The organism is Corynebacterium haematomassiliense, from assembly GCF_013978595.1.
GTDB lineage: Bacteria > Actinomycetota > Actinomycetes > Mycobacteriales > Mycobacteriaceae > Corynebacterium > Corynebacterium lehmanniae.
This window is the reverse complement of the sequence record NZ_JACDTZ010000001.1, coordinates 1222765-1248541: the sequence shown is the minus strand read 5'-3', so window position 1 is coordinate 1248541 and position 25777 is coordinate 1222765. Positions and strand designations below refer to the sequence as shown.

The 25777-nt window shown below is 64.1% G+C and carries 22 protein-coding genes, 2 tRNA genes and 1 pseudogene; 18 read left to right on the top strand and 7 right to left on the bottom strand.

Annotated features, from left to right (window positions below; all coding sequences use genetic code 11):
- Positions 1-25 precede the first annotated feature (25 nt).
- From nrdF to H0193_RS05985, 3 genes are all read left to right on the top strand, one after another.
- A complete protein-coding gene (gene nrdF / locus H0193_RS05995; RefSeq protein WP_181888994.1) occupies positions 26-1015 on the top strand; it encodes a class 1b ribonucleoside-diphosphate reductase subunit beta in 990 nt (329 codons plus the stop codon).
- 267 nt (positions 1016-1282) lie between these two features.
- Positions 1283-2986, top strand: a complete 1704-nt coding sequence (ctaD, locus tag H0193_RS05990) for an aa3-type cytochrome oxidase subunit I (protein WP_181888993.1) — start codon at positions 1283-1285, stop codon at positions 2984-2986.
- A gap of 103 nt (positions 2987-3089) precedes the next feature.
- Positions 3090-3797: a peptidyl-tRNA hydrolase gene (locus H0193_RS05985; RefSeq protein WP_181889637.1), complete on the top strand. Its 708-nt coding sequence runs from the start codon at positions 3090-3092 to the stop codon at positions 3795-3797.
- On the opposite strand, the gene H0193_RS05980 is transcribed toward H0193_RS05985, so the two are convergent.
- The gene (locus tag H0193_RS05980) at positions 3787-5751 is read right to left on the bottom strand and encodes a helicase C-terminal domain-containing protein (RefSeq protein ID WP_181888992.1); all 1965 of its coding nucleotides are present in this window, start codon (positions 5749-5751) and stop codon (positions 3787-3789) included. The two genes, H0193_RS05985 and H0193_RS05980, sit on opposite strands and share 11 nt — an antisense overlap.
- Positions 5752-5754: 3 nt before the next feature.
- Positions 5755-7101, bottom strand: a complete 1347-nt coding sequence (locus tag H0193_RS05975) for a nicotinate phosphoribosyltransferase (protein WP_181888991.1) — start codon at positions 7099-7101, stop codon at positions 5755-5757.
- A 91-nt stretch (positions 7102-7192) separates the two neighbouring features.
- On the opposite strand from H0193_RS05975, the gene clpS reads away from it, so the two are divergent.
- From clpS to lptM, 8 genes are all read left to right on the top strand, one after another.
- Positions 7193-7492: an ATP-dependent Clp protease adapter ClpS gene (clpS, locus tag H0193_RS05970; RefSeq protein ID WP_070475837.1), complete on the top strand. Its 300-nt coding sequence runs from the start codon at positions 7193-7195 to the stop codon at positions 7490-7492.
- A gap of 10 nt (positions 7493-7502) precedes the next feature.
- Positions 7503-8042, top strand: coding sequence for a DUF2017 domain-containing protein (locus H0193_RS05965; protein WP_181888990.1), 540 nt, complete (start codon positions 7503-7505; stop codon positions 8040-8042).
- A 324-nt stretch (positions 8043-8366) separates the two neighbouring features.
- Positions 8367-8987 (top strand): rhomboid family intramembrane serine protease, encoded by a 621-nt coding sequence (locus H0193_RS05960; protein ID WP_239356674.1) that lies wholly within the window; start codon positions 8367-8369, stop codon positions 8985-8987.
- 10 nt (positions 8988-8997) lie between these two features.
- Positions 8998-9807, top strand: a complete 810-nt coding sequence (gene murI, locus H0193_RS05955) for a glutamate racemase (protein WP_239356652.1) — start codon at positions 8998-9000, stop codon at positions 9805-9807.
- Positions 9808-9989: 182 nt separating this feature from the next.
- A complete protein-coding gene (locus H0193_RS05950) occupies positions 9990-10757 on the top strand; it encodes an MBL fold metallo-hydrolase (protein ID WP_181888988.1) in 768 nt (255 codons plus the stop codon).
- A 218-nt stretch (positions 10758-10975) separates the two neighbouring features.
- Positions 10976-11704, top strand: a complete 729-nt coding sequence (gene rph, locus H0193_RS05945) for a ribonuclease PH (RefSeq protein WP_181888987.1) — start codon at positions 10976-10978, stop codon at positions 11702-11704.
- Positions 11698-12297 carry an RdgB/HAM1 family non-canonical purine NTP pyrophosphatase gene (rdgB, locus tag H0193_RS05940; protein ID WP_181888986.1) on the top strand — a complete coding sequence of 200 codons (600 nt, stop codon included), beginning with the start codon at positions 11698-11700 and terminating at the stop codon, positions 12295-12297. Before rph ends, rdgB begins: the two co-directional genes overlap by 7 nt.
- 22 nt (positions 12298-12319) lie before the next feature.
- Positions 12320-12694 (top strand): LPS translocon maturation chaperone LptM, encoded by a 375-nt coding sequence (gene lptM / locus H0193_RS05935; RefSeq protein ID WP_181888985.1) that lies wholly within the window; start codon positions 12320-12322, stop codon positions 12692-12694.
- A gap of 57 nt (positions 12695-12751) precedes the next feature.
- Here the strand turns inward: lptM and H0193_RS05930 are convergent, their stop codons facing one another.
- Both H0193_RS05930 and H0193_RS05925 read right to left on the bottom strand, forming a co-directional pair.
- Complete coding sequence (locus H0193_RS05930) at positions 12752-13120, bottom strand: DUF3817 domain-containing protein (RefSeq protein WP_181888984.1); 369 nt, start codon at positions 13118-13120, stop codon at positions 12752-12754.
- Positions 13117-13569 carry a hypothetical protein gene (locus H0193_RS05925; protein WP_181888983.1) on the bottom strand — a complete coding sequence of 151 codons (453 nt, stop codon included), beginning with the start codon at positions 13567-13569 and terminating at the stop codon, positions 13117-13119. Before H0193_RS05925 ends, H0193_RS05930 begins: the two co-directional genes overlap by 4 nt.
- A 147-nt stretch (positions 13570-13716) precedes the next feature.
- Between H0193_RS05925 and H0193_RS05920 the strand changes: the two genes are divergently transcribed.
- The 3 genes and pseudogenes from H0193_RS05920 to H0193_RS05915 all read left to right on the top strand — a co-directional run bounded on the left by H0193_RS05920 (position 13717) and on the right by H0193_RS05915 (position 20367).
- Positions 13717-13798 (top strand) — tRNA-Leu (locus H0193_RS05920).
- A gap of 362 nt (positions 13799-14160) precedes the next feature.
- Positions 14161-15219, top strand: a pseudogene (locus H0193_RS12585) (VaFE repeat-containing surface-anchored protein); the annotation flags it as partial.
- 114 nt (positions 15220-15333) lie between these two features.
- Entirely contained in the window at positions 15334-20367 is a 5034-nt protein-coding gene (locus H0193_RS05915) for a VaFE repeat-containing surface-anchored protein (RefSeq protein WP_338026610.1), read from the top strand.
- A gap of 112 nt (positions 20368-20479) precedes the next feature.
- Here H0193_RS05915 and bcp read toward each other — a convergent pair whose 3' ends face one another.
- A complete protein-coding gene (gene bcp, locus H0193_RS05910; protein WP_181888981.1) occupies positions 20480-20965 on the bottom strand; it encodes a thioredoxin-dependent thiol peroxidase in 486 nt (161 codons plus the stop codon).
- Between the two features lie 85 nt (positions 20966-21050).
- Here bcp and H0193_RS05905 point away from each other — a divergent pair, with 85 nt between their 5' ends.
- The 3 genes from H0193_RS05905 (at position 21051) to H0193_RS05895 (ending at position 22974) form a co-directional block, all read left to right on the top strand.
- Positions 21051-21326: a DUF3618 domain-containing protein gene (locus tag H0193_RS05905; protein WP_181888980.1), complete on the top strand. Its 276-nt coding sequence runs from the start codon at positions 21051-21053 to the stop codon at positions 21324-21326.
- A gap of 27 nt (positions 21327-21353) precedes the next feature.
- On the top strand, positions 21354-22226 hold the full coding sequence (locus H0193_RS05900) for a class F sortase (protein WP_236883424.1): 873 nt from the start codon (positions 21354-21356) through the stop codon (positions 22224-22226).
- A 100-nt stretch (positions 22227-22326) separates the two neighbouring features.
- Positions 22327-22974 (top strand): DUF305 domain-containing protein, encoded by a 648-nt coding sequence (locus H0193_RS05895; protein ID WP_236883423.1) that lies wholly within the window; start codon positions 22327-22329, stop codon positions 22972-22974.
- Positions 22975-22976: 2 nt separating this feature from the next.
- Here the strand turns inward: H0193_RS05895 and H0193_RS05890 are convergent, their stop codons facing one another.
- Together H0193_RS05890 and H0193_RS05885 are read right to left on the bottom strand one after the other, a co-directional pair.
- A complete protein-coding gene (locus tag H0193_RS05890) occupies positions 22977-23543 on the bottom strand; it encodes an isochorismatase family protein (RefSeq protein WP_181888979.1) in 567 nt (188 codons plus the stop codon).
- A 103-nt stretch (positions 23544-23646) separates the two neighbouring features.
- Positions 23647-23719, bottom strand: a tRNA-Lys gene (locus tag H0193_RS05885).
- Between the two features lie 233 nt (positions 23720-23952).
- Between H0193_RS05885 and H0193_RS05880 the strand changes: the two genes are divergently transcribed.
- Complete coding sequence (locus H0193_RS05880) at positions 23953-25116, top strand: L,D-transpeptidase (RefSeq protein ID WP_338026609.1); 1164 nt, start codon at positions 23953-23955, stop codon at positions 25114-25116.
- The last annotated feature ends 661 nt before the right edge of the window (positions 25117-25777 follow it).

The window sequence follows — 25777 nt, the reverse complement described above, 5'->3', positions numbered from 1 at the left end:
TTGACACCGAAGTAGGATGGTCGCCATGACTGACGATTACGCGCGTTACCTCGAGTCCCACGACAAGCCCGTGAAGGCTATTAACTGGAACAGCGTTCCGGACGACAAGGACCTTGAAGTGTGGGATCGCCTGACCGGCAACTTCTGGCTCCCGGAGAAGATCCCGGTGTCCAACGACATCCCGAGCTGGAACACCCTCAACGACGAGGAAAAGCAGGCGACGATGCGCGTGTTCACCGGCCTGACGCTGCTGGACACCATCCAGGGCACCGTCGGTGCGGTCTCGCTGCTGCCGGACGCGAACTCCCTGCACGAGGAGGCGGTGCTGACCAACATCGCTTTCATGGAGTCGGTGCACGCGAAGTCCTACTCCAACATCTTCATGACGCTGGCGGACACGCCCGCAATTAACGACGCGTTCCGCTGGTCCGAGGAAAACGAGTACCTGCAGCGCAAAGCGAAGATCATCCTGAGCTACTACGAGGGCGACGACCCGCTCAAGCGCAAGATCGCCTCCGTGATGCTGGAGTCCTTCCTGTTCTACTCGGGCTTCTACCTGCCGCTGAACTGGTCGGTGCACTCCAAGCTGACCAACACCGCGGACATCATCCGCCTGATCATCCGCGACGAGGCGGTGCACGGCTACTACATCGGCTACAAGTACCAGGTGGCGCTGCGAAACGAGTCCGAGGAGCGCAAGGAGGAGCTGAAGGACTACGCCTTCGAGCTGCTCTACGACCTCTACGAAAACGAGAACCAGTACACCGAGGACATCTACGACGCGCTCGGCTGGACCGAGGATGTGAAGCGCTTCCTGCGCTACAACGCGAACAAGGCGCTGAACAACCTCGGCTACGAGGGCCTGTTCCCGGTGGATGAGACGAAGGTGTCGCCGGCGATTCTGGCGTCGCTGTCGCCGAACGCGGACGAGAACCACGACTTCTTCTCCGGTTCCGGCTCCTCCTACGTCATCGGCCGCGCGGAGGACACCCAGGACGACGACTGGGACTTCTAGGCACAAGCTTTACGACGCACCTTCGGTGGCCCCCGGTTCGCGCTTGCGAGCCGGGGATTTTTCTTGCCTCCCGTCTAGGTCCCTTGCGCCTCACCAGTAACAGCCCGGACTGGCCGTCGTCGGCGCTGACCCCGCACGGGGGCAGCATTGCGGGAGGCTGGAAAATCAATGTGCAGAACGTTATGCTGATCCGGTATCACTCGTGGCATCTGTGCCCATTCCGGCGTGAGCTGGACGGGGTGCAGGTGCCGTAGTCAGGAGGATCAGATGACCGCTGTGGCACCGCGGCTGGATAATTACGTCCCGCCGACACGCCCCGAGCCGACGGGTAACGCTCGTAAGGGCTCGAAGATTTACAAGCAACTCACCACGACTGACCACAAAGAACTGGGCATCATGTACATCATCATGTCCTTCGTCTGGTTCTTCGTGGCCGGCCTGATGGCACTGCTTATCCGCACCGAGCTGTTCAGCCCGGGCCTGCAGTTCCTGTCCAACGAGCAGTTCAACCAGCTGTTCACCATGCACGGCACCGTGATGCTGCTGGCTTTCGGTACCCCGATCGTCTGGGGCTTCGCCAACTATGTGCTGCCGCTGCAGATCGGCGCGCCGGACGTGGCCTTCCCGCGTCTGAACGCGTTCGGCTTCTGGGTGACCACCGTCGGCGTTGTCGCCATGCTCCTCGGCTTCATCACCCCGGGTGGCGCGGCCGACTTCGGTTGGACCATGTACATGCCGCTGGCTGACGCTGTGCACACCCCGTCCGTCTCCGCCAACCTCTGGGTTGTCGGCGTGGGCGCCACCGGTGTGGGCACCATCGCCTCCGCGGTGAACATGCTCACCACGGTGCTGACGATGCGTGCGCCGGGCATGACCATGTTCCGTCTGCCGGCGTTCACCTGGACCATCTTCGTCACCTCCATCATCGCCCTGATGATCTTCCCGCTGCTGACCGCTGCGGCGATGGGTGTGCTCTACGACCGTCTGCTGGGCGGCCACATCTACGACACCGCCAACGGCGGCACGATCCTGTGGCAGCACCTGTTCTGGTTCTTCGGCCACCCCGAGGTGTACGTCCTGGCGCTGCCGTTCTTCGGCGTGATCTCTGAGATCGTCCCGGTCTTCTCCCGCAAGCCGGTCTTCGGCTACATCGGCCTGATCTTCGCAACGCTGGCAATTGCCGGCCTGTCCATGGCTGTGTGGGCGCACCACATGTTCGCCACCGGCGCGATCCTGCTGCCGTTCTTCTCCTTCATGACCTTCCTCATCTCGGTCCCGACCGGCGTGAAGTTCTTCAACTGGCTGGGCACGATGTGGAACGGCCACCTCACGTTCGAGACCCCGATGCTGTGGGCAACGGGCTTCCTGTTCACCTTCCTCTTCGGCGGCCTGACCGGCATCATGCTGGCATCCCCGCCGCTGGACTTCCACCTGCACGACTCCTACTTCGTGGTTGCGCACTTCCACTACACCCTGTTCGGCACCGTGGTGTTCGCCTCCACCGCTGGCGTGTACTTCTGGTTCCCGAAGATGACCGGCCGCATGCTGGACGAGAAGCTGGGCAAGATCCACTTCTGGTTCACCGTCGTCGGCTTCAACATGACCTTCCTGGTCCAGCACTGGCTGGGCAACATGGGCATGCCGCGCCGCTACGCCGACTACCTGGACACCGACGGCTTCACGCTGCTGAACCAGGTCTCCACGGTTGGCGCCTTCATCCTGGGCATCGGCTTCCTGCCGTTCATCTGGAACGTGTTCAAGTCCTGGCGCTACGGCGAGATCGTCACCGTCGACGATCCGTGGGGCTACGGCAACTCCTTGGAGTGGGCAACCTCCTGCCCGCCGCCGCGCCACAACTTCACCGCCCTGCCGCGTATCCGCTCCGAGCGCCCGGCGTTCGAGCTGCACTACCCGCACATGGTGGAGACCCTGCGCCGCGAGGCGCACACCGGCCACCGCGACTCCAAGTAGTCGCCGGACACCGGCCTCCTGAACGAACCCCCGCTTCGGCGGGGGTTTTCGTCGTTTCAGGCCCACGGCATTCAGGAGTACCCTGACCCCGGTGACTGAGCAGATGATCGCCTCCGCCCACCAGCTCCTTACAGAGCGCGTCTCGTGCGACTACAAAGCCCGCAGCGAGGACCCAGACGACCCGCAGACGGTGCAGGCGATGCAGATGGCCATCAACCTGCCCAAGCAGGACCCGCCGAGCCGAAACCAGGTGCTTGCAGATGCCGCCCGCGCCGCCGTGGCCGTGTGCCTCGACCCGCGCGCCGGAGAGGACGGGTTTTGGCGCGACGCCGTAGACGCCTGGTACTCCCACCGCATCCGCAAAGTGGCCCGCCGCGCCCGCAACAAGGCCTGGGACGACGTGCAGGCGCTGCCCGGCGTCACCGTCGGCAACGTGCGCGCCTTCGTCCCCTCGGCGGTTGCAGACGTCCCGCACGCGATTGCGAAGCTGCAGATCAAAGGCACGGACATCGAGCCGGGGGAGGTGCTCCCGCGCGACCCGCACGTGCCGCTGATTGCTCTCGACGCGTCGCTGCACATGTCCGCGGGCAAGGCAGCGGCCCAGGCCGGCCACGCCTCGATGCTGCTCGCGGCCGCGCGCGACACTTCCTGGGTGCAGCAGTGGGCCGAGGCGGGCTTCCCGCTAAACGTGCGCGAGTTGCCCCGCGAGGAGTTCGCGGAGCTCGCCGCGCGCGCGAGTGCGGTGGCGGTGCGCGACGCCGGTTTTACTGAGGTCGCGCCCGGTTCCACCACAGCGCTCGCTATTGCTTAGCGACGAGCCTCCGCAACGCCCCGCGCACGACTTCCGCGTCTGTGGTGTCCCAGAACGCCGGGAGGCTGCGGCGGATGAACGAGCCGTAGCGCTTGGTCACCAACCGGTTGTCTAGCACGGCGACGACCCCGCGGTCGTCGACAGACCGCAACAGCCTGCCCGCACCCTGCGCCATGAGCAGGGAGGCGTGCGTGGCGGAAACCTCCATGAACCCGGAGCGGCCCGCGGCGTCGGCTGCGTTGGAGCGGGCCTGCAGGAGGGGATCGTCGGGGCGGGCGAAGGGGATGCGGTCGATGATCACCAGCGAGCAGGCGCTGCCCGGCACGTCCACGCCCTGCCAGAGGGTGAGTGTGCCGAACAGGCAGGAGTTCTCGTTTTTGGCGAAGGTGTCCACCAGCGTGCCGGTGGAGTCCTCGCCTTGGAGCAGGATGTCGAAGGGAAGGCGCGCCCGCATGGCTTTGGCGGCCTGTTCGGCGGCGCGGCGGGAGGAGAACAGGCCGAGGGTGCGCCCGCCGGCGGCGGTGATCAGCTCGGCGATCTCGTCGAGTGTCTCCGCGGACAGCCCGTCGCGGCCCGGGGTGGGCAGGTGGCGGGCGGTGTAGAGGATGCCGGACTTGCGCGGGTCGAACGGCGTGCCGGCGTCCAGCGAGTCCCAGGTGCCCTGCGGCAGGCCCCAGGCGGCGGCCATGGCGTTGAAGTTGCCGCCCACGGTCAACGTGGCGGAGGTGAGCACCACCGTCTTCTCGCCGAAGAGCCGCTCGTGCAAGAGGCCCGCCACCGACAGGGGAGCAACCGAGACGGAGTCGCCGTGACGGTCCGAACGGGTCAGCCACACCACGTCGGAGTGCTTGGCGGGGTCCGGCTCGTCGAAGACCTCGAGGATGCGCACCACCGCGTCGTGCAGGTCCTCCAAGTGGTTGCGCAGGTTGGCGCGTTCGGCGAACTTCTCCGGGTCGTTTTCGGACTCGCCGGGTGGGGCATCGGAGATGGCGGTGCGGGTCTTCCACAGGGCGTCGCGAAGCGCGGCGAAAGCGCCGCGGGCCGGTTCTGAGATGACCTCCCAGCGTCCCGGGGCCTCCAGGTCGATGGCGGCGGTGAAGTCGTCGATGACGCCTTCGAGCGTGTCGCGCTCCGCGCCCAGCTTGCCGGCGCGGCGGGCCGCCATCGCCAGGGCGCGCGCGGAGATCTCGTTGGTGGCCACGGAGGTGATGCGGCCGTCGAGCTCGTGGGCCTCGTCGATGATCACGGCGTCGTGCTCGGGCAGCACGGCCACGTCCGCGAGGGCGTCGATAGCCAAAAGCGCGTGGTTGGTCACCACGATGTCCGCGTCCTTGGTGCGCTCGCGCGCGAGCTCCGCGAAGCACTCCTCGCCGTGCGGGCAGCGCGTCGCGCCGAGGCATTCGTTGGAGGTCACGGACACCTGCCGCCACGCCATGTCCGGCACGCCGGGGACTAGATCGTCGCGGTCACCGGTCTCGGTGTCCTGCGCCCACTCGGCCACGCGTTTGACGTGCTTGCCCAGCCAGGACAGGTCCTCTTCCTCGATGAGGGACTCCGAAGGTGTGTCGTCAAGCATCAGCTTGTGCTTGCAGACGTAGTTGTTGCGGCCCTTTTGGATGGCAAAGGTGGGGCGCTCGGGCAGCAGCGGCTCGAGCGCGTCCGCCAGACGGGGCAGATCCCTATCGACGAGCTGCCGCTGCAACGCGATCGTCGCCGTCGACACCACCACGGTGGTGCCGTGCGCCTGGGCGTGCCGGATGGCGGGGACGAGGTAGGCCAGGGACTTACCGGTGCCCGTGCCCGCCTGCACGGCCAGGTGGCGCTCCGAGTCGAGGGCTTTTGTCACCGCCTCGGCCATCTTGACCTGGCCGGGGCGGCGCGAGCCGCCGAGGGACTCGACCGCGGCGGCGAGCAGGTCGGTGGTGGACTGGGTGAGCGGTTCGTCTGCAGACACGGCCTACTCGGTGGGCTCCGGGAAGCCGACGAACTTCGTCGGGATAGCCACCTCGCCGCGCGACAGGGCCAGGCCCTCCCACGGCAGCGTCTTGCGGGCGGCCGCGTGCAGCTCGCGGATCTCCTCAATGCCCGGCTGGCCGTCCACGATTTCGCCGTCGCGGATCAGCGGCACCGTCATCTGGCGGTACTCCAGGTTCTGCTTGCGCGGCACCTCCACGCCGAGCGGGTGGATCACCTCGCCCACCGCCACGCCGGAGGAGCGGTAGGCGCGAAGCGCGGACTTGCCGCCGCCGTAGGTGACCTTGCCGGAGGAGCGCTTGGCCACCGGGTGGCCGTCCACCTCCACCAGCTTGTACACCAGGCCCGCGGTGGGGGCGCCGGAGCCGGTGACCACGGAGGTGCCCACGCCGAAGCCGTCCACCGGGTCGCCGCGCAGGCCGGCGATGGCGAACTCGTCCAGGTCGGACGAGACGATGATGCGGGTGTTAAAAGCCCCGGCCTCGTCCAGCTGCTTGCGCACACGCCTAGAGACGATGCCCAGGTCGCCGGAGTCGATGCGCACCGCACCCAGCTCGGTGCCGGCAACCTCGAGCGCGTTTTCCACGCCCTTGGTGATGTCGAAGGTGTCCACCAACAGCGTGGTGTCCACGCCGAGGGAGTCGATCTGGCCCTTGAACGCGGCCTTCTCGTCCGGGTTGCCGTCCTCGTCCACGTGCAGCAGCGTCCAGGAGTGGGCGGAGGTGCCGGAGGCGGGGATGCCGTAGCGCAGGGAGGCCTCCATGTTGGAGGTGGCGTTGAAGCCGGCGATGTAGGTCGCGCGCGCGGCGGAGACGGCGGCCTGCTCGTTGGTGCGGCGCGAGCCCATCTCGATGATCGGGCGGCCGTCCGCGGCCGAGACCATGCGCGACGCGGCCGAGGCCACGGCGGAATCGGAGTTGAGGATGGATAAAAGGACCGTCTCCAAGATCACGCACTCCGCGAACGTGCCGCGCACCGTCATAATCGGCGAGTACGGGAAGTACAGCTCGCCTTCGCGGTAGCCGTCGATCTGCCCGGAGAATCTGTAGTTTTCCAGGTACTCGCGCGCCTCAGGGGAGAGGAAGTCCGCGGAATCCAGCTGGTCTTGGGTGAAGCGGAACTTGGTGATCGCGTCGAGCACCCGCTCAGTGCCTGCGACCACGCCGTAGCGGCGCTCGTTGGGCATGCGGCGGCCGAAGACCTCGAAGACGCAGTCGCGCTGCGCGGTGCCGTCCTTGATCGCGGCGTCGAGCATGGTCAGCTCGTACATGTCCGTGAAAAACGCGGTGGAGCCGCGCGTGCCGGTGGAGTGGGTGGGAGTGTCGTTCATGGTGAGACAGCGTACCCTGCTGGTACGAGAAGGTAAGGTGGTGCACATGTTTTCCTCAGCCGATTTTCCTGCGGCCAGCCGCGCGGAGCGCATGGGTTCGCCGCTGGCAACCCCGGAGTTGGACGAGGCCATCGACGTGGACGTGGCCACGAGCGAGAACCTGCCCTGGCTGTGCATCGTGTGGGACGACCCGGTCAACCTGATGAGCTATGTCACCTACGTGTTCCAGACCGTGCTGGGCTACGACCGCAAGCGCGCCCAAGAGCTGATGATGCAGGTCCACACCGAGGGCAAAGCCGTGGTCTCCTCGGGCGAGAAGGACAAGGTGGAAACCGACGTGAAGAAGCTGCATACCGCGGGGCTTTGGGCCACAATGCAGCAGGCAGGGTAGGGGAGAATCGATGCAGCCGTGGCGTAAGAAGAAGGGACTGATGCGCTCGACGCCGAAATACACCACCGTTTTCGGCCCGATGGAGCGCGAGGTCATCGGCGACCTGACCGCCACCGTGTCCGAGGCGCTGATCGCGCGTGCCCAGTCCGCGCCGAAGGACGAGTTCGCGGAGATGCTCGGCGTCGCTACCGGCCACACCGAGGCACCCGAGGACCCGCGCCTGGCGCGCCTTTTGCCCAATTTCGAGCGCGAGGGCGACGAGGAGTTCGACGGCGACAACGGCCTGCTTCGCAGCCTGCACGAAAACGACATCATCAAGGCCAAGCTGATCAACCTGCAGGTGGTCAACACCGCGCTCGGTCCCACCGGCGGCGTCGAGGTGACCATCGAAGAGGACGAGGCCCACCAGTTCATCGCCGCGCTCAACGACATGCGCCTCTACGCCTCCGCGGACGACTCCGGCAGCGAGGCCGCGCGCGAGGACCGCCAGCGCCTCATCGACTGGCTCGCGTTCTGCCAGGACTCCCTCCTCGAAGCCCTCATGGGCTAGGGGTTTCGCCCGCAGCTTTACGACGACCTCCGGTCCGCCACCGCTCAGCCGCACCCGGCCCGGATCCGGCGAACCCGCTAGACTCCAACCACGATGAGCGAACACAACCACACCCCCGAGGGCTGGGGCTACGGCCAGACCGGGCAGCCGGGCTACGGCAAGCCGTTCCAGCGACCGTTCTCGCACCCGGAGCGCCAGCAGCCGGCGTTTGGCGAGCCTGCACAGCCGTACAACCCGTACGCGACCCCGCAGCAGCAGGGACAGTACGGCCAACCAGTCCAGTTCGGCCAACCCCAGTACAACCAAACCCCCGGAACCAAACGGGTGTCGAAGCGAAAGGCGCAGCGCCAAACGGGCCTGAAGCTCGCCGGCGGCTTCCTCGCCACCATCTGGGTCGTGTTCATCCTGGAGCTGGTGTTCCCGTGGCTGCAGGCGTTTGGCATTCACCCGTTGGACGTGTCCTCCCTGCCGTTCATTTTCACCTCTCCGCTGCTCCACGCGAATCTGGAGCACATCATTTCCAACTCGATCCCGGGCGCGATCTTCGCGTTCTTGGTGGGCTACTCCGGCAAGCGTGTGTTCTGGGAGGTCACCACGTTCGTGGTGATCATCGGGGGCTTAGGCACCTGGCTGCTCGGCGGTGTGGGCACGAACCACATCGGCGCCTCCGGGCTGGTGTACGGGTGGCTTGCGTATCTGATCATCCGTGGCTTCTTCAACCGCTCCATCAGCCAGATCATCACCGGCCTTATCCTCGGCTTCTTCTACTCCGGCCTGATCTTCGGGCTGCTTCCGGGCACGGAGGGCGTGAGCTGGCAGGCGCACCTGTTCGGCACGATCGGCGGCCTGGTCGCAGGCATGGTGATCACCTCCGACGACCCGCCAGAGCTGGTGGCAAAGCGCGAGGCCAAAGCGCGTTCGTTGCAAAATCCTGGCCAGCGATAGGATTGCCGGCGTGAACACTTTCGCCGGCAACCCAAACTCAGCACCGATCGGACTTTTCGATTCCGGCGTCGGCGGCCTGACCGTCGCCCGCGCGGTGATGGACCAGCTGCCGGGCGAATCCCTGATCTACATCGGCGACACCGCCCACGGACCCTATGGCCCGCAGCCGATCGCGGACGTGCGCGCGCACTCGCAGCGCATCGCCGACGAGCTGGTGGAACGCGGCTGCAAGATGCTGGTCATCGCCTGCAACACCGCCACCGCCGCGTTCCTTCACGACGCCCGCGAGCGCTACGACATCCCCGTCATCGAGGTGATCCAGCCCGCCGTGCGCCGCGCAATCGCCACCACGCGCAACAACAAAATCGGCGTGATCGGCACCGAAGGCACCGTGAAGTCCGGCGCGTACCAGGACCTGTTTTCCATCCACCCGGGCCTTGAGGTCACCGCCCAGGCCTGCCCGGAGTTCGTGCCGTTTGTGGAGCAGGGCAAGACCTCCGGCAAGGAAGTCCTCGAGGTAGCCCGGGGCTATTTGGCGCCGCTGCGCGACGCGGACGTGGACACGCTCGTGCTCGGCTGCACCCACTACCCGCTGCTCTCCGGCGTGATCCAGCTGGCCATCGGCGACGAGGTCGCGCTCGTCTCCTCCGCCGAGGAGACCTCGAAGGATGTGCTGCGGGTGCTCACGGAGGGCGACATGCTTAATAGCGCCACTGCCGCCCCCACCCACATCTTCGAATCCACCGGCGACCCCGACACCTTCGACGCGCTCGCCCGGCGCTTCCTCGCCCCGCCGGTGCACGCCGTGGGCCGCGATTAGGGCTTGACAGCCGGTCAGAGTGCGGTTTTGATCAGGGGTAATAGTTCAGCCCGCCTTCCAGCTGTAATGCTGGTTGAGTGGGCTGGATCTCTAATTGGGGGATGAGGCTCGGTCAGCCACACAACTAGGAGAATTTAAGGATTCACTAGGAAAATGTGCCCCATTCATGGCAGAGTGATTCCATGCAGTTGACCATCCTCGGGTGCTCCGGGAGCCTGGCCGCGCCCGGTAACCCAGCTTCCTCCTACGTCATCTCCGTGCCTGGTGAAACGGATGTGGTGATGGACTTCGGTCCGGGAGCGCTCGCCGCCATGCAGGAGCGGTTCGACCCGTCTGCGGCGCACGTCATCTTCAGCCATCTTCACGCCGACCACTGCTCGGACTTCCCGTCGCTGCTTGTGTGGCGCCGTTACCACCCCTCGGCCCCGGCGCAGCAGCGCCACCGGCTGATCGGCCCCTCGTACGCGCCGGAGCACTTGGGGCGGATGAGCGCGGACGCGCCGGGGGAGCAGGACGACTTTACGGACACCTTCGAGTTCACCACCTGGCGCGCCGGGCAGCCGGAGCAACTCAGCGGTCTGACCATCACGCCGTTCGACGTGATCCACCCGGCACAAGAGTCGCATGCGCTGCGCATCGAGGACGCCGCCGGCAAGGTCATCACGTTCTCCGGCGACTCCGGGTACACGCCAACGCTCATCGACGCCGCACGCAACGCCGACTACTTCCTCTGCGAAGCCGCCTGGGGCGCAACCTCCGAAGGCAAGGCGGAGGGCATGCACCTGTCCGGTAAGGAAGCTGGCCGCATCGCTCGCGAAGCAGGGGTGAAGACCCTGGTGCTGGTGCACATCCAGCCGTGGACGGACCCGGAGGAGGTCCTCGCCGCTGCCCGCACCGAGTTTGACGGCGAGATCATCCTGGGCAAGGCCGGCGCCACCTTCGAGCCGTAACCGCCTGCGTTGCGCGCAGTGGCAGTGAGGGCAACTTAATGTGTTAAGTTAACCAGCACAATGACCGGTTCCGCTCGTCTACTTCAGGTGGTCAGTCCAGGGCCGGTTTTCTAAATTTCGGGGAGCTACATGGGTGCCCTCCGAACGTGATCAATCAAACGCTTTGAGCGTAGCAATCCGACGAATCGACATTGCCGAACTGCGTTACCCTTGGACGCATGACTGATTTTTCGCGCCTGGACGGCCGCGCCTTCGACCAACTGCGCCCTGTGCGCATCACCCGCGGCTTCACTTCCAACCCGGCGGGCAGTGTGCTCGTGGAGTTCGGCAACACCCGCGTCATGTGCACCGCCTCCGTGGAGGAGGGCGTGCCGCGCTTCAAGAAGGATTCCGGCGAGGGCTGGCTCACCGCCGAATATGCCATGCTCCCGTCCGCCACCCACGAGCGCATGCCGCGCGAGTCCATGAAGGGCAAGGTCAAGGGCCGCACCCATGAGATCTCGCGCTTGGTGGGCCGCTCCCTGCGCGCCGCGGTGGATCTGAGCCAGCTCGGCGAGAACACCATCCAGCTCGACTGCGACGTCCTCCAGGCCGACGGCGGCACCCGCACCGCCTCGATTACCGGCGCGTACGTCGCGCTTGCGGACGCCATCGCGGTGCTCAAGGAGCGCGGCGTGGTCCCGGGCGAGCCGCTGCTCAAGCCGATTGCCGCCGTATCCGCCGGCATCATCGACGGCCACGTGTGCCTGGACCTGCCCTACGAGGAGGACTCCCGCGCCGAGGTGGACCTCAACGTGGTCATGCAGGAGGGCGGCAACTTCGTGGAGATCCAGGGCACCGGCGAGCATGGCCTGTTCGGCCGCGAGCAGCTCGGCGAGATGCTGGATGTCGCGGCCAAGGGCTGCGAGGAGCTCATCGCGGCGCAGAAGGCGGCGCTGGGATGGTAAAGGTCCTCGTCGCTTCCAGGAACCAAGGCAAGGTGCGTGAGCTTGAGCAGGTGTTGCGCGAGCTCGCCATCGAGGGGGTGGAGCTTGTTTCGCTTCACGACGCTCCGTCGTACCCCGACCCCGTCGAAGACGGCCTCACTTTCGTGGACAACGCCCTGCTCAAGGCCCGCGCCGGGGCAAAGGCCACGGGCCTGCCGTGCGTGGCCGACGACTCTGGCCTGACCATCAAGGCGCTCAACGGCATGCCGGGCATACTGTCCGCCCGCTGGTCCGGCAACCACGGCGACGACCAGGCCAACAACGACCTGCTGCTCGCCCAGATGGCGGACATCAACGAGCGCGCCGCCGCGTTTGTGTCCTGCTGCGCCCTGGCCTCCCCGGACGGGCAGGAGTTCACAGCCGAGGGCCGCTGGGAGGGCGAGCTGCTGCGCGAGCCCCGCGGCGAGAACGGCTTCGGCTACGACCCGCTGTTTGCACCCGCCGATGCCGACGGCCGCTCCTCCGCAGAGCTGACGCCTGAGGAGAAGAATGCGCGCTCCCACCGCGGCAAGGCGCTACGCGCGCTCGCCCCGCACATAGCGGCGCTGAAGTGACGCAATTCGTTACAGTGTGCTTATGAAGAAAACGATTGCACTTGTAGGAACTGTTCTCGCCTCCGGCGCGCTTTTGACCGGCTGCGGCCAGAAGGGTGACTTCGACGGCGAATGGACCGGCGACATCACCGCGACCCAGGAAGGCAAAGGCGGCGGCCACGCCACCATCACTATCGACGGCAAGGACTGCGACTGGCAGATGACCGAGACCGACGGTGAAACCAACGAGGCGAACTGCCTGCGCGACGACAAGGAGTTCAAGCTCGAGGATCCGCTGACCCACCAGGACCTGAAGTACGACGCCGAGCGCAGCGGCGACACCCTCACCCTGAGCCCGCAGAACGATCAGGCAGAAAAGGTCGGCGTGATGGTGCTGACCAAGACCACCGAAAAGTAAACCGGCTCTGACAAGACAAAACCCGGCAGGTTTTCCCTGCCGGGTTTTGTCTTGTGCTTAGGGGAGCTGGAACTTCTCCGTGACTTCCTTGCGACGTTTGGCTTCCACGATAAACGACATGAACGGCACAACTCCGGACAGAGCGGTGGTAATCCAGGTGCCCGCGGACCAGCGGGCCTTGGACCCAAGGTTCAGCGACGCCATCAGAAAAGCCACAAACGCGAAGCCGTGCACGCGGGCCACCCAGGACAAGTAATCGACGTTCATGTCAAAGCCGTACTGCATGATCATGCGGGTAATAAGCAGGAGGAACAGCACACCAGTGATCCACGCGGTGATAGTGAAAAACGTGAGCGCCTGCTTCACGCGACGCTGGCGTTCCGGGTGGATGCGCGCGGGCTGAGTTTGCGGGGTCGGCTGCGTCATGCTGATTCACCTTTACCTTCAATGTTCGTGTTTCGGCGCGGGGCCACGAGCTTGTTGTATTCCTCCACGCCCAGCTCGGGGCGAGAGGGGAGGAAGTCCTCGTCGATCGCCGTGGGTTCCTTCATCTCGCCGTACTTGGCAAGGTCGGCCTCGTAGAGGTCGTCCATGGTCAAGCCGGCGTTTTCGGCGTCGATTTTCTCGTTCTCCATGCGCATACCCACGCGGTAGGCGTAGACGAAAAACGCCGCGAAGCACGGCCATTGCAGGGCGTAGCCCAGGTTTTGGAACGTTCCCGAGCCGGACTGGTAGCGCTCCCACTGCCAGCGGGCGAGCAGGAGACAGGTCACGGCTGCTGCGATCAGCAGCACGATGTGCCACCAGCGCACGCGGATGCGCTCGCGTTGGGGCACCGCCTCGGTGCTCTCAACTGCCTTGTTCTCTTCGCTCACAGCTGGTCAGTCTACCCGGCAACCTTAAAAGGCCAAACGAAAGTTTGACTGCCGCATTTTTAATTGCATCTTATTTATATGTCGTTGCAAATGGCCGGGTTCCGGTTAACGATTGCCGCGGACCACTGTGTAGTATCCATCAACGACGCGCCCGTGGCGGAATTGGCAGACGCGCTGGATTTAGGTTCCAGTGCCTTATGGCGTGAGAGTTCAAGTCTCTCCGGGCGCACCGAGTTTTATGGGGGTAGTGGGGGCGATTCGGGATTCTTAGAGATTCTCGTGTTTTAAACAGCTCGAATTGTCTTCAGAAAGTTTCCCCAGCGCGTTGTAGGGATGTCCACCCCTTCAACCCTTAGAGGGTGATAAGCGGATGGTTCACTAATTGACAGAAGTCTGTGAACTGCTTATATGCCGTTGCCCCTCTCCTGCCTATGGGTTATGTTTTCTCTGGAATTTCCCTGTCTTCGGTGTGTCCGTTGAACGGGGTGTCGGAAACGGGTTGGCCACGTGCTGCTCGGCGAGTGAAAGGCGGAATTTGTGTTAAATAGTCCAGCAAGCACTAGATCGCGGTGGGGGGTGTTCGTTGTATTGATGTCTGTGCTGGCGCTATTGTTCGGTTCGTTTACCGTACCTGCGACGGCTAAGGCCCAGATAGTGGGCGCGCAAGCGCAGTACAATAGCAATGTTGCCCTCCAGAGTGGTCCCGATATCGAGTTTGATTTTGAAGGGAATACTGGCGCCAATGTGCAGAGTGCTTCACTCTTCCCTTGGACGGTTCAATACGACGGGCGCAGTGAATCATTCTGGGCGTACTGCATTGAACCGAGTGTGGCTCTCGGCAACGAGGGTGGTACCTGGTCGGGTAAGGTTGTCGATTCTGCCCAGTACACCGGCGGTGAGAATAAGCTAGGTTCTACTAATCCGGAGGCTAAGGAACGTGCGGAAAAGATAAACTGGATTGTCAGTAACTCTTACCCACATCTATCGCCTGCAGAGATGGGGTTCCCTAACGCAACGATTCCTGACATCGTGCCGGCGACAGCCGCAGCAGTGTGGGTTATTTCGGCTGACGCCACTATCGACCGCAGCGAACTGGAAGATGGCCAGTTGGCCATCTTCGACTATTTGATGAACAACGTGAAGCCGTTGCCGATGGACTCGGAGTACTCGGGTAAGTTTATCCAGTCTGACGCCCAGGACGTGGTCCTTGTCCCTCCGAGGAACGCACCGAAGCCAAAGATTTCTACCACCGCGTCGTTCTCTGAAAGCGAACTGGTTAAAACCTCCCCGGGTCAGGCACCGACAGACTACGTGTGGGACACCGTTAACATTGAAAATATCTACCCGGGGTATGAGTACACGCTGCGTGGCGAACTCTTCCGGAAGGATGCGAACGGTAAACTCAGGTCGGAAGACGTTTCCACGGAGTCGTTCAAGACATCGGATCCTAAATTCACGGTTACTAGCGAAAACGCAGATGGCACTGTTTCCGGAACGATCGTGGTTCGACTCAGCGATGCCGAAGATATCGAGAAGGGCGAGGTTGGGGTCGTCTATGAACGCCTCACGGCGAATGGCATCACCGCTGATGGCCTACCCCAAGTTGGCAATCATCTAATCGCTGCACATGAAGATCCGAATGACGAAAGCCAAATCGTAAAACCGTACTGGACAGAGACGCCGACTTCTCAGACATCACCAGATTCTCCGGGCACTTCGAACCCGGTAGTCCCACCGACGCCAGCGACTGAGGAGACTACGACGGTGACGCCGACTGTTACCGAGACTGCTCCTGCAGTGACGACGACGCAGCCGGGTAAGACGGTTGTTACGACCGAGCCGGATGTGACTACGACGCAGCCGGGTAAGACGACGACTGAGACCCAGCCTGATGTGACCACAACGCAGCCGGGGAACACGGTTGTTACGACCGAGCCGGATGTGACCACGACGCAGCCGGGTAACACGGTTGTCACCACTGAGCCGGATGTCACGACGACGCAGCCGGGTAAGACGACGACTGAGACCCAGCCTGATGTGACCACAACGCAGCCGGGGAACACGGTTGTTACGACCGAGCCGGATGTGACCACGACGCAGCCGGGTAACACGGTTGTCACCACTGAGCCGGATGTCACGACGACGCAGCCGGGTAACACGGTTGTCACCACTGAGCCGGATGTGACCACGACGCAGCCGGGTAACACGGTTGTCACGACCGAGCCGGATGTCACGACGACGCAGCCGGGTAACAGGGTTGTCACCACTGAGCCGGATGTCACCACGACGCAGCCTGGTACGACAGTCACCAGCACGGCTCCGGCCGTCACGGTGACTGAAACTCCGACAGTGACTACGACGAATCCGAATGAAACCGTTACTACTACGGTGAAGCAGGGCTTCAAACCGAACCCGGAGATCCGCACCGTTGCGGAGTTCAAGGACGGAGTGAACGTTGTTCAGAACGGCAGCACAGTTGTGGACACCGTGTACTACTCCGGTCTGGTTGCGGGTAAGAGCTACACGTTGGATGCGAAGCTCGTCGATAAGCAGGATGCGAATAACGTCCTCGGTACCGGTGCTGTGACCTTTGTGGTCCCGGGCACCGAGGGTGAGCTGGCAAACGGCAACGTCAAGGTCGAAATCGCCGTGACCAACGCCCCGAACCCGGTTCAGGCTGCGGTTGCGTTCGAGCGTCTGACTTCCAAGGATGTCAACAAGGCAGGCGAGGAAACCGACGGTAAGAAGTCGAACCCGATCGCCGACCACGAGGACATCGCTGATGAGGACCAGACGGTCCGCACCGTGTTTGAGCCGAGCATCGCGACCAACGCGAAATTCAAGGATGGCTCGACTGAGATTGCTGCTGGCAACACCGTCATCGACACTGTCGATTACAAGGGCCTGGTTCCGGGCAAGGAATACACCCTGTCTGCGAAGCTGATGGAGCGTATCGGTGACCAGGCGCCGTACCAGGAGGGCAACGTTCTGGGCACCGGCACCACGACCTTCACCCCGGAGACCACCGACGGTTCCGTCGAGGTCGAAATCAAGGTCAACGACGATGTGACCAAGCCGGTTGATGCCGCTGTTGCTTTCGAGGATCTGACCTCCACGGTTGTTGACAAGGCTGGTCAGGACAACCCGAAGGGTGGGGACACCCCGGAAACGTCCGACGACAACCCGATCGCTGAGCACAAGGACATCAACGACGCTAACCAGACTGTTGGTGCGCCGCACATCTCCACCAACGCGAACTTTGAAAAGGGTTCGTCCGAGGTGATCAACGGTGCTGTGGTTGTGGACACTGTCACCTACGCCGGTCTCGTGCCGGGCAAGGAGTACACCCTCACCGCGCAGCTGATCGATAAGGCTGACGGCAAGACCGTTCTGGGCACCGGCAAGAAGACCTTCACCCCGAAGGAAGCCAACGGCTCTGTCGATGTGAAGATCACTGTGGATAATGCTCCGGAAGGCCGTGTCGTTACCGCCGCTGTTGCTTTCGAGGAGCTGACCTCCACTGAGGTTGATAAGACCGGCAACGACAACCCGAAGGGTGGCGACACCCCGGAGACGTCTGACGACAACCCGATTGCTGAGCACAAGGAGATCGACGATGAGGACCAGACGGTCCGTAACCCGAAGATCTCCACGAACGCGAACTTCGCCAACGGTGCCCAGGAAGTCAAGAACGGCGTTGCTGTGGTTGACACCGTCACCTACGAAGGCCTCGTGCCGGGCAAGGTGTACACCCTGACCGCTGACCTTATTAATAAGGCAGACGGCAAGACCGTTCTCGGTTCCGGCAACAAGACGTTTATCCCGTCTGCGCCGAATGGTTCGGAGGACGTGACCATCGTTGTCAGCAACGCGCCGGAGGGCGAGACTGTCACCGCTGCTGTTGCCTTCGAGACGCTGACCTCTACGCAGGTTGACCGCACTGGCAAGGACAACCCGAAGGGTGGCGACACTCCGGAGACGTCTGACGACAACCCGATTGCTGAGCACAAGGACATCAACGACAAGGATCAGACCGTGCGCAGCCCGCGCATCGCGACCAACGCGAACTTCGCGGATGGTGCGAAGCAGGTTGAGAACGGCACTGTCGTTGTGGACACCGTTGAGTACTCCGGGCTGGTGAAGGACAAGACCTACACCCTGACCGCTGAACTGAAGGAGCGCCTCGGCGAGGCTGCTCCGTTCCGTGAGGGCCGCACGATCGGCACTGGTACCGAGACCTTCACGGCTGAAGCTGAGAACGGCAAGGTCGATGTCCGCATCACCGTCGAGGGCCTGAACGAGGGCGAGCAGGTTGCTGCCGCTGTTGCCTTCGAGGAGCTGACCTCCACCGAGGTCGACCGCAACGGCAACGACACCCCGGACGCTCCGGGTGCGAACAAGATCGCTGAGCACAAGGACATCAACGACGACAAGCAGACCGTCGAGGGTCCGGTGAACACGCCGACGACGGAGCCGTCCACCACCACGGAGGAGACCACTCCGAAGGAGACCACCTCCGAGGAGCCGACTCCGACCACGACGATCCAGCTGATTCCGAGTACTGATCCGTCTGCGCCGGGCGAGGCCACCGAGGAGACCCCGATCGTCCCAGTCCCGTCCGGGGAGACCTCCGAGGAACCTGTGCCGTCGACGACGATTCAGCTGATCCCGTCCACCGAGACGACCGCTCCGACCACGGACGTGTGCAAGCCGGTCACGTCGACCAGCACCGTTCCGGGCACCACCGAGCCGGGTACGACCGAGCCGGGGACCACGGTACCGGGCACCACCGGTCCGGACACCACTGTCCCGGGTACCACGGTCAAGGAGTCCACGACCGAGGTGACCACGGTTCCGGAGACTTGCGTTTCCACCACTGAGGAGGAACCGACCCCGGAGACCTCTGATGAGTCCACGACGACGGTCCCGGCACAGCCGGGCACGTCCGAGAAGACGACTGAGCAGACGACCGAGCCGACGAAGGTGACCACCTCCGAGCAGCCGACGAAGCCGACCACTCCGGTGGTTCCGTCGAACACGACCACTCCGGTTGTGCCGCCGGTGGTGTGGTTCCCGAACCCGCAGATCGGTACGACTGCTGACTTCGCCAACGGTGCGAAGGAAGTTGTCTCCGGCACCGTGGTCAACGACACGGTCAAGTACCAGGGCCTGGTCCCGGGCAAGACCTACACGCTGACCGCTGAGCTGGTGAGCAAGGACGTCTACAACGAGCTGGTGAACCGCGACGCCTACGGCGACGCCATCATCGGCACCGGCACCAAGACCTTCACCGCGTCGGAGACCGGTAACGGCTCCGTGGTTGTGGAGATCCCGGTTGTAGACGGCATCGACACCCCGGTCCGTGCGGCTGTCGCCTTCGAGACGCTGACCTCCACCGAGGTCGACCGCGAGGGCAACGACAACCCGCAGGGCGGCGAGACACCGAACGACGTCTCGGACGACAACCCGATCGCTGAGCATAAGAACATCAACGATCAGAACCAGACGGTTCGCAGCCCGAACGTCCCGGAGAACTCCGAGCCGTTCATCGGCACCAACGCGAACTTCGCTGAGGGTGCCACCGAGGTTGTGGCTGGCGCCACTGTGGTGGACACCGTCCGCTACACCGGCCTGGTTCCGGGCAAGACCTACACCCTGACCGCGGACCTCGTTGCCAAGCGCAGCGGCGCCATCATCGGCCAGGGCGAGAAGCAGTTCGTCGCATCCGAGGCTGGCTACGGTTCTGTCAACGTCGACATCACCGTCGCCTCCTGGGTGACCAACCCGGTCTACGCTGCAGTGGCCTTCGAGCGCCTCACCTCTGTCGAGGTGGACGCGCAGGGCAACGAGCAGCCGGCAGGCAACCGCGTGCCGCAGCAGATCGCCGAGCACCGCGACATCAACGATGCCGCACAGACGGTGATCACCCCGGGTACCAGCGAAGGCCGTGACATCCCGGGTGAGCCGGGTGTGTCCACCAACGCTGACTTCTCCAAGGGCGCTGAAGTTGTCAACGGTGCCGTGGTGCGCGATGTGGTCAAGTACTGGGGCCTGGTCCCGGGCGCGACCTACACCGCAACCGCACAGCTGATGGAACGCCTCGGCGAGTCCGCTCCGTACACCGAGGGCCGCGTACTGGGTACCCAGTCCGTGACCTTCACCCCGGAGGCTGCCTACGGCGAGATTGTGGTGGAGATCCCGGTGACCAACGCTGAGGGTGCCGTCCCGGCAGCCGTGGCGTTCGAGACCCTGACCTCCACCGAGGTTGACCGCAACGGCGACGAGAACCCGAAGGGTGGCAACACCCCGGACGACGTCACCGACGACAACCCGATCGCTGAGCACAAGGACATCAACGACGGCTACCAGACGGTCGAGACCAGCGAGGGCGACACCCCGCCGGCCGAGAAGACCACCCCGGCAACGACCACGCCGTCGACGACCACCCCGGGCGCACCGGCTGAGGAGACCACCCCGGCTTCCTCCACCCCGGCGCCGACCACGGCTCCGGGTGAGGAGGGCAGCTCTGACTTCGACAAGAAGAAGCTGTGGTGGCTGCTGCTCATCCCGGGCCTGGGCATGATCCCGGCAGTGCTCGGTGGCGGCAACGGCTCGTCCAAGCCGGCGCCGAAGCCGGCCCCGGCACCGCAGGAGAGCAAGCCTGCTCCGGCACCGTCCAGCCAGCCGGCGCCTGCGCCGGTGGGCCAGCCGGTCCCGGCTGACAGCCCGCGTGGCGAGATCAAGCAGATCCCGTCCGGCGGCACCGTCCTCGAAAAGGACATGCCGGCCTACATCTAGGCGCTGACGGCGCCGCCCACACCAGGGCGGCGCCGGGCATAGCCCGCAGGCCATAACCGACAAGGCCCCGCACACCCGAATGGGCGTGCGGGGCCTTTGGTCGTCGAAAAGCTTAGATGCTCCAGTCGCGCAGGATGCGGCCCACGTGGCCGGTGGCCTTCACGTTGTACTGGGCCGTCTCGATGGTGCCCTTGCCGGCGTCGTCCACAGATACCAGGAAGGTGGAGCGGATGACGCCCTGGACCACCTTGCCGTAGTTCTTTTTCTCGCCGAACGCGCCGTAGGCCTCCAGGGTCTCCTTCGACGGGTCCGACAGCAGCTCGACGGAAAGGTCGTGGTCCGCGCGGAATTTCGCCAGCGCCTCCGGTGTGTCAGGGCTGATGCCGAGGACCTTCACCCCGGCGTCGTCGAACTGGCTGAAGTTCTCGGTGAAATCGCACGCCTCGGTGGTGCAGCCCGGGGTGTTGGCGCGCGGGTAGAAGTACACGATCACGCGGGAGCCGGCGAAGTCCTTCAGGGAGACGGTCTCGCCGCGGTCGTTGGACAGTGCAAAATCGGGGGCGGTGTCGCCGGTATCTAGGCGGATGCAGTCAGTCATACCACCCCGTTTTACACTAAGCTGATACCTCGGCGGCGGAAACGCCGAACGACAAAACTTTTAACAATCTGAGGAGCAATTTCCCATGGCACGTGACATCCACGACATCGAACGCGACCTCGAGCGCACCCGCAACCAGCTCGCCAGCACCCTGGACGAGCTCGCGGACCGAACCAACCCGAAGACCCTGGCCGGCAACGCCAAGTCCGAGGCCGCCAACTGGCTGCAGGACGAGACGGTGCAGAAGGTCATCGGCGGCGTTGTTGCCGGTATCGCAGTCCTGATCAGCATCAAGGCCTACAACGGCCGCAAGCGCAAGAGCGAGCTCAAGGAACTGCAGAAGCTCCTGGCCAACCGCTAATCGACGCACCAAAGGTAACCCCCGCACATGTCCACCTCCATCTCTGGCAGCACCCCCGAACCGGGCCGCGGAAAGCACCGGCTCGAAGACCAGGACGACAGGCTTGACGGCCTGAGCGACGGCGAGGAAACACAACAGCGCCGCAAGTGGTGGCCGATCGTGGCCATCATCGCGATCGCGCTGGTGCTGCTGCAGCTTGCGATCTTCGCGTTCCGCAACAACGACGACGAGCCTGCCGGCACCGACGCCGCCAGTGAGGTGCCGGTGGGGGAGAGTGCGGCGCCGTCGGCAGGCGAGGCCCCTGAGGGCGCGACGGAGCAGGAGCCGGGCGAGGAGTCCCCTGTGCCCACGGAGGGCGGCTACGTCGACCCTGAGGGCGAGCAGGAGATGCAGTACGAGGCTGCGCCGGGCCAGTTCGACGGCATCGAGGGGATGGCCTTGAGTGTCGGCGGGGACATCGCCGCGGTGGACCCGGTGCAGCTGACGGAAGCTGGCGCGCTGATCCCGCCGGCGGACGTCTCACGCCTGGGCTGGTACTCCGCCTCGGCCGTGCCGGGGGCAGAGGGTGCCGTGGGTTCGTCGGTGATCACCGGCCACATTAACTACCAGGGCCAGGGCACCGGGTACGCCGCCCGCTTCGCCAACATGGCGGTGGGCCAGGAGTTCGACGTGCTCATCGACGGCACGCCGCGCACCTTCCGCGTCACCCAGGCGCCGTACCGGCTGCCGAAGGGCTCGGACTTCCCGCCGGAGGTCAACGACGCCACCGGCCCGAACCGCCTGGTGCTGATCACCTGCGGCGGCCAGTTCGTCGGCGGGGCCCTGGGGTACGCCGACAACATCATCACCATCGCGGAGCCGGTCGCGCCGTCGGCGCCGCCGGCACCGCCTGCGGTCTAGCCCGAGTTCTCATTCCTACCGCGCCGATGCGCTGCACGAAACGCAGTGTGTCGGCGCGGTTTTTGGGTTACGCTCAAACAGAACCAGAAAGGGCATATCAATGACGAATGAGCACGCGCAGACTACGCACGATCCGGAACTCGAACAGATGCGGCCCAGCAAGAAGCCGCTGTGGATCGCGGTGGCGCTGATTGCGGCGCTGGCGCTGGTGCTGACGTTCGCGGGGCCGTCGATACGCGCCGCGTTTTCGCCTGAGACCACAACCTCCGCCGACGGGGAGGCGGGCTACAACGACGTGGACGTCCACTTCCTCGGGATGATGGTGCCGCACCACGAGCAGGCCATTGACATGTCGGACGTCCTGCTGGCCTCGGATGTGGACGACGCTCAAGTTCGCGACCTCGCGCAGCGCATCAAGGACGGCCAGGAGCGCGAGAACGAGCAGATGCGAGCCTGGGCTGACGAGTGGGGCATCCAGGACGACATGGAGCACCACTCCAAACACATCGCCAACGGCATGTTCCACCCGGAGCAGATCGCAGAGTTCGAATCAAAAACCGGCGACGAGCTGCGCACCGCGTTTTTGGAGATGATGCACTTCCACCACGCCCACGTCATCGACATGACGCAGGACGAGATCGACCGGGGCGGCTACGGCCCGCTGCGTGAGATGGCGCAGCAGATGGTCGACGTCCAAACCGCCGAGATGGGCGAGATGGAGGAGATGCTCGGCTACACGCCGAACTAGCGCTAGACCAGTTCCGCGCCGGCGTCGATCATCTCCTGGAGGGCGTCGGCGCCGCGCTTGTCGTCGACAGGCGAGCACATTGCCCGCAGCACCCGGACCTTGAAGCCTTCCTTCAACGCGTCGAGGACGGTTGCGCGCACGCAGTGGTCGGTGGCGATGCCGCAAACATCCAGGTGGGAAACGCCCTGCGCGCGCAGCCAGTCTGCCAGCAACTCGTCGTTGTCGTTGACGCCCTCGAAGCCGGAGTAAGCGGCGGTGTAGTGGCCCTTCTTGAAGAACTGGTCGATCAGTTCGGTGTTCACCGGGCCGCGGATCTGCGCGCCGTAGGAGTCGGCCCGGCAGTGCGGCGGCCACGAATCCACGAAGTCGGGCGCGTCCGAGAAGTGCGCGCCCGGGTCGATGTGCCAGTCCTGGGTGGCAACAATGCAGTCGTAGTCATGGGTGCGGCTGTCCGCGGTGGAGATCAGTTCGGCGATTTTGGACGCCACCTCGTCGCCGCGGGCGGTGGCCAGCGCGCCGCCGGGGCAGAAGTCGTTCTGCACGTCCACGATCACTAATGCTGTCTTCATGGGCTTAAGCCTACTCTCAGGGGGCGGGCAGCGGGCGCAATGGGCAAATGCAGAACAAAACGAGGCCAGCAGGTAGAATTCCTGCTGGCCTCGCCGCACATTGTGCGCCATCAGGGAATCGAACCCCGAACCCACTGATTAAGAGTCAGTTGCTCTGCCAATTGAGCTAATGGCGCGTATTTTGTTTTCTCCGTTGCTCTCGGCAACGAAAAGAAACTGTAGCACCCACTCTGCTCAGCGTGAAATCGGCTGGTCAGGGGCGAGAAATCGTCGATAGGCAATGTGCGTAAACACACCTATGAGAATAGTGGACTTTGGCTGGTGAGGGGATAGAGTATGGGGGATTGATAAACAGTAGTTGTGTGAGGGGTTTGCCGTGGTCCGTCGAGTGGTGAGCGTATGTGCGCTGGTGGCTGCAGCAGCGACGCTGGCGTCGTGCACCATCGGGGACGCAGGCAAGCTGGAGCCGGCCGCGCACACCTCCGACGCCTCCCTGGTGGAAAAGACCACCGAAAAGGCCTCGCCGCGCCCGCCGAAGGTCAGCGTGGCAAACGGGGAGACCGGTGTCGCGCCACTGGATCTGATCACGGTGACCGCCGCCGCGGGGCTGTCCTCGGTGACCATGACCAACGAGGCCGGCAAGGAGATCGAGGGCGAGTTCGGCGAGGACAAGTCTGAGTGGTCCGTCGCCGAGCCGCTCGGCTACGGCCGCACCTACACCGTGGAGGCGCGCGACAAAGAAGGCCAGAAGGTGGTGTCCTCGTTTACCACGCTGACCCCGGACGCGACGGTCAACGCCTACGTCGGCCCCTTGGACGGCGCGACCGTTGGCGTGGCGCAGGCCGTGACCATCCGCTTCGACAGTCCCGTCCAGGACACGAAGGCGATGGAGGAGCACATCGATGTGGAGACCTCCAACGACACCGAAGGCGCGTTTTTCTGGCTGGACCCGTACGAGGTGCGCTGGCGCCCCAAGGACTACTGGGAGCCCGGCACCGAGGTCAGCGTGAAGGTAGACATCTACGGCCAGAAGCTGAGCAAGGGCGTCTACGGCGGCGAGGACAGCGAGACCAACTTCACCATCGGCGACAACGTGGAGGCCGTGGTGGACAACGCCGACAAGATGATGCGCGTCTACTCGGGCGGCGAGCTGGTCAAGGAGTTCCCGATCTCGCTGGGCACCGACAACGTCCACGACACCCCGAACGGTGTGTATGTGGTCGGCGACGAGCACGAGAAGCTGACCATGGACTCGCGCACCTACGGTCTCGCGCTGGACGCCGGCGGCTACGTCACGCCGGTGGACTACGCCACGCAGCTTTCCTACTCCGGCATCTACGTGCACTCCGCCCCGTGGGCGCTCGGCGCGCTGGGTAGCTACAACCAGTCCCACGGCTGCATCAACGCCTCCTACGACAACGCGCAGTGGTTCCAGAACTTTGTCAAGCGCGGCGACCCGGTGGTGGTGAAGAACACCGCTGGCGGCACGCTCACGCCTTACGACGGCCTGGGGTACTGGAACCTCGATTGGGAGCAGCGCTCCGGCGGTTCCGGTGAGCCGCTGTACGAGTAGGGGTGTGCTGGTTTTGGAATGTGGCAAATATTTGCCACATTGCGAAAACGGGATACCCGCGGCCGAAAACCCGGGCGACCAAACCAGGGCCCATCCAGGCACCAACGACGAAGGCCTGGCCCACGAATCCGCAGGCCAGGCCTTGAACTTTGGGGTGGCTGACGGGACTCGAACCCGCGACACCCAGGGTCTTGACGGGCAACGTCAGTACCTGTACGTATGTGGGCGTAGGTAGTGGTCAGCGATGTTTTATCTACTGTGGGCCACTGCCGGTTACGTACTGTTACTGAATCGCTTAACGTACTTTTTAACGTACTTCTCCGTACCCCTCCGATTCCTCTATTTGAATCGCACGATTTTGCAGGGAAGACACGATTGCTCACTAAAGAGACTCTTCGCGTTTGGGAGTGCGTAGGTCGGTTTCTGGGTGCTTGGGTGTGGCACAAGATGTGGGGGTCCTTGCTGAGTTAAGGATTTAGGTGTTCAAGCCAATCCGAACTCAACAAGGACCCTGCAATGCAGCCTAGTTCCAACATCTTCGCCAGGAGAAACTGAAATCACAGGGCAACTGGCGAACGCTAGTTCTGCCCGAGATTGAAAGGCGTGACACCGGAAAGGCTGTTCGGATCGAGCCGCGTGGTGATGCCGATCCTGTTCCACG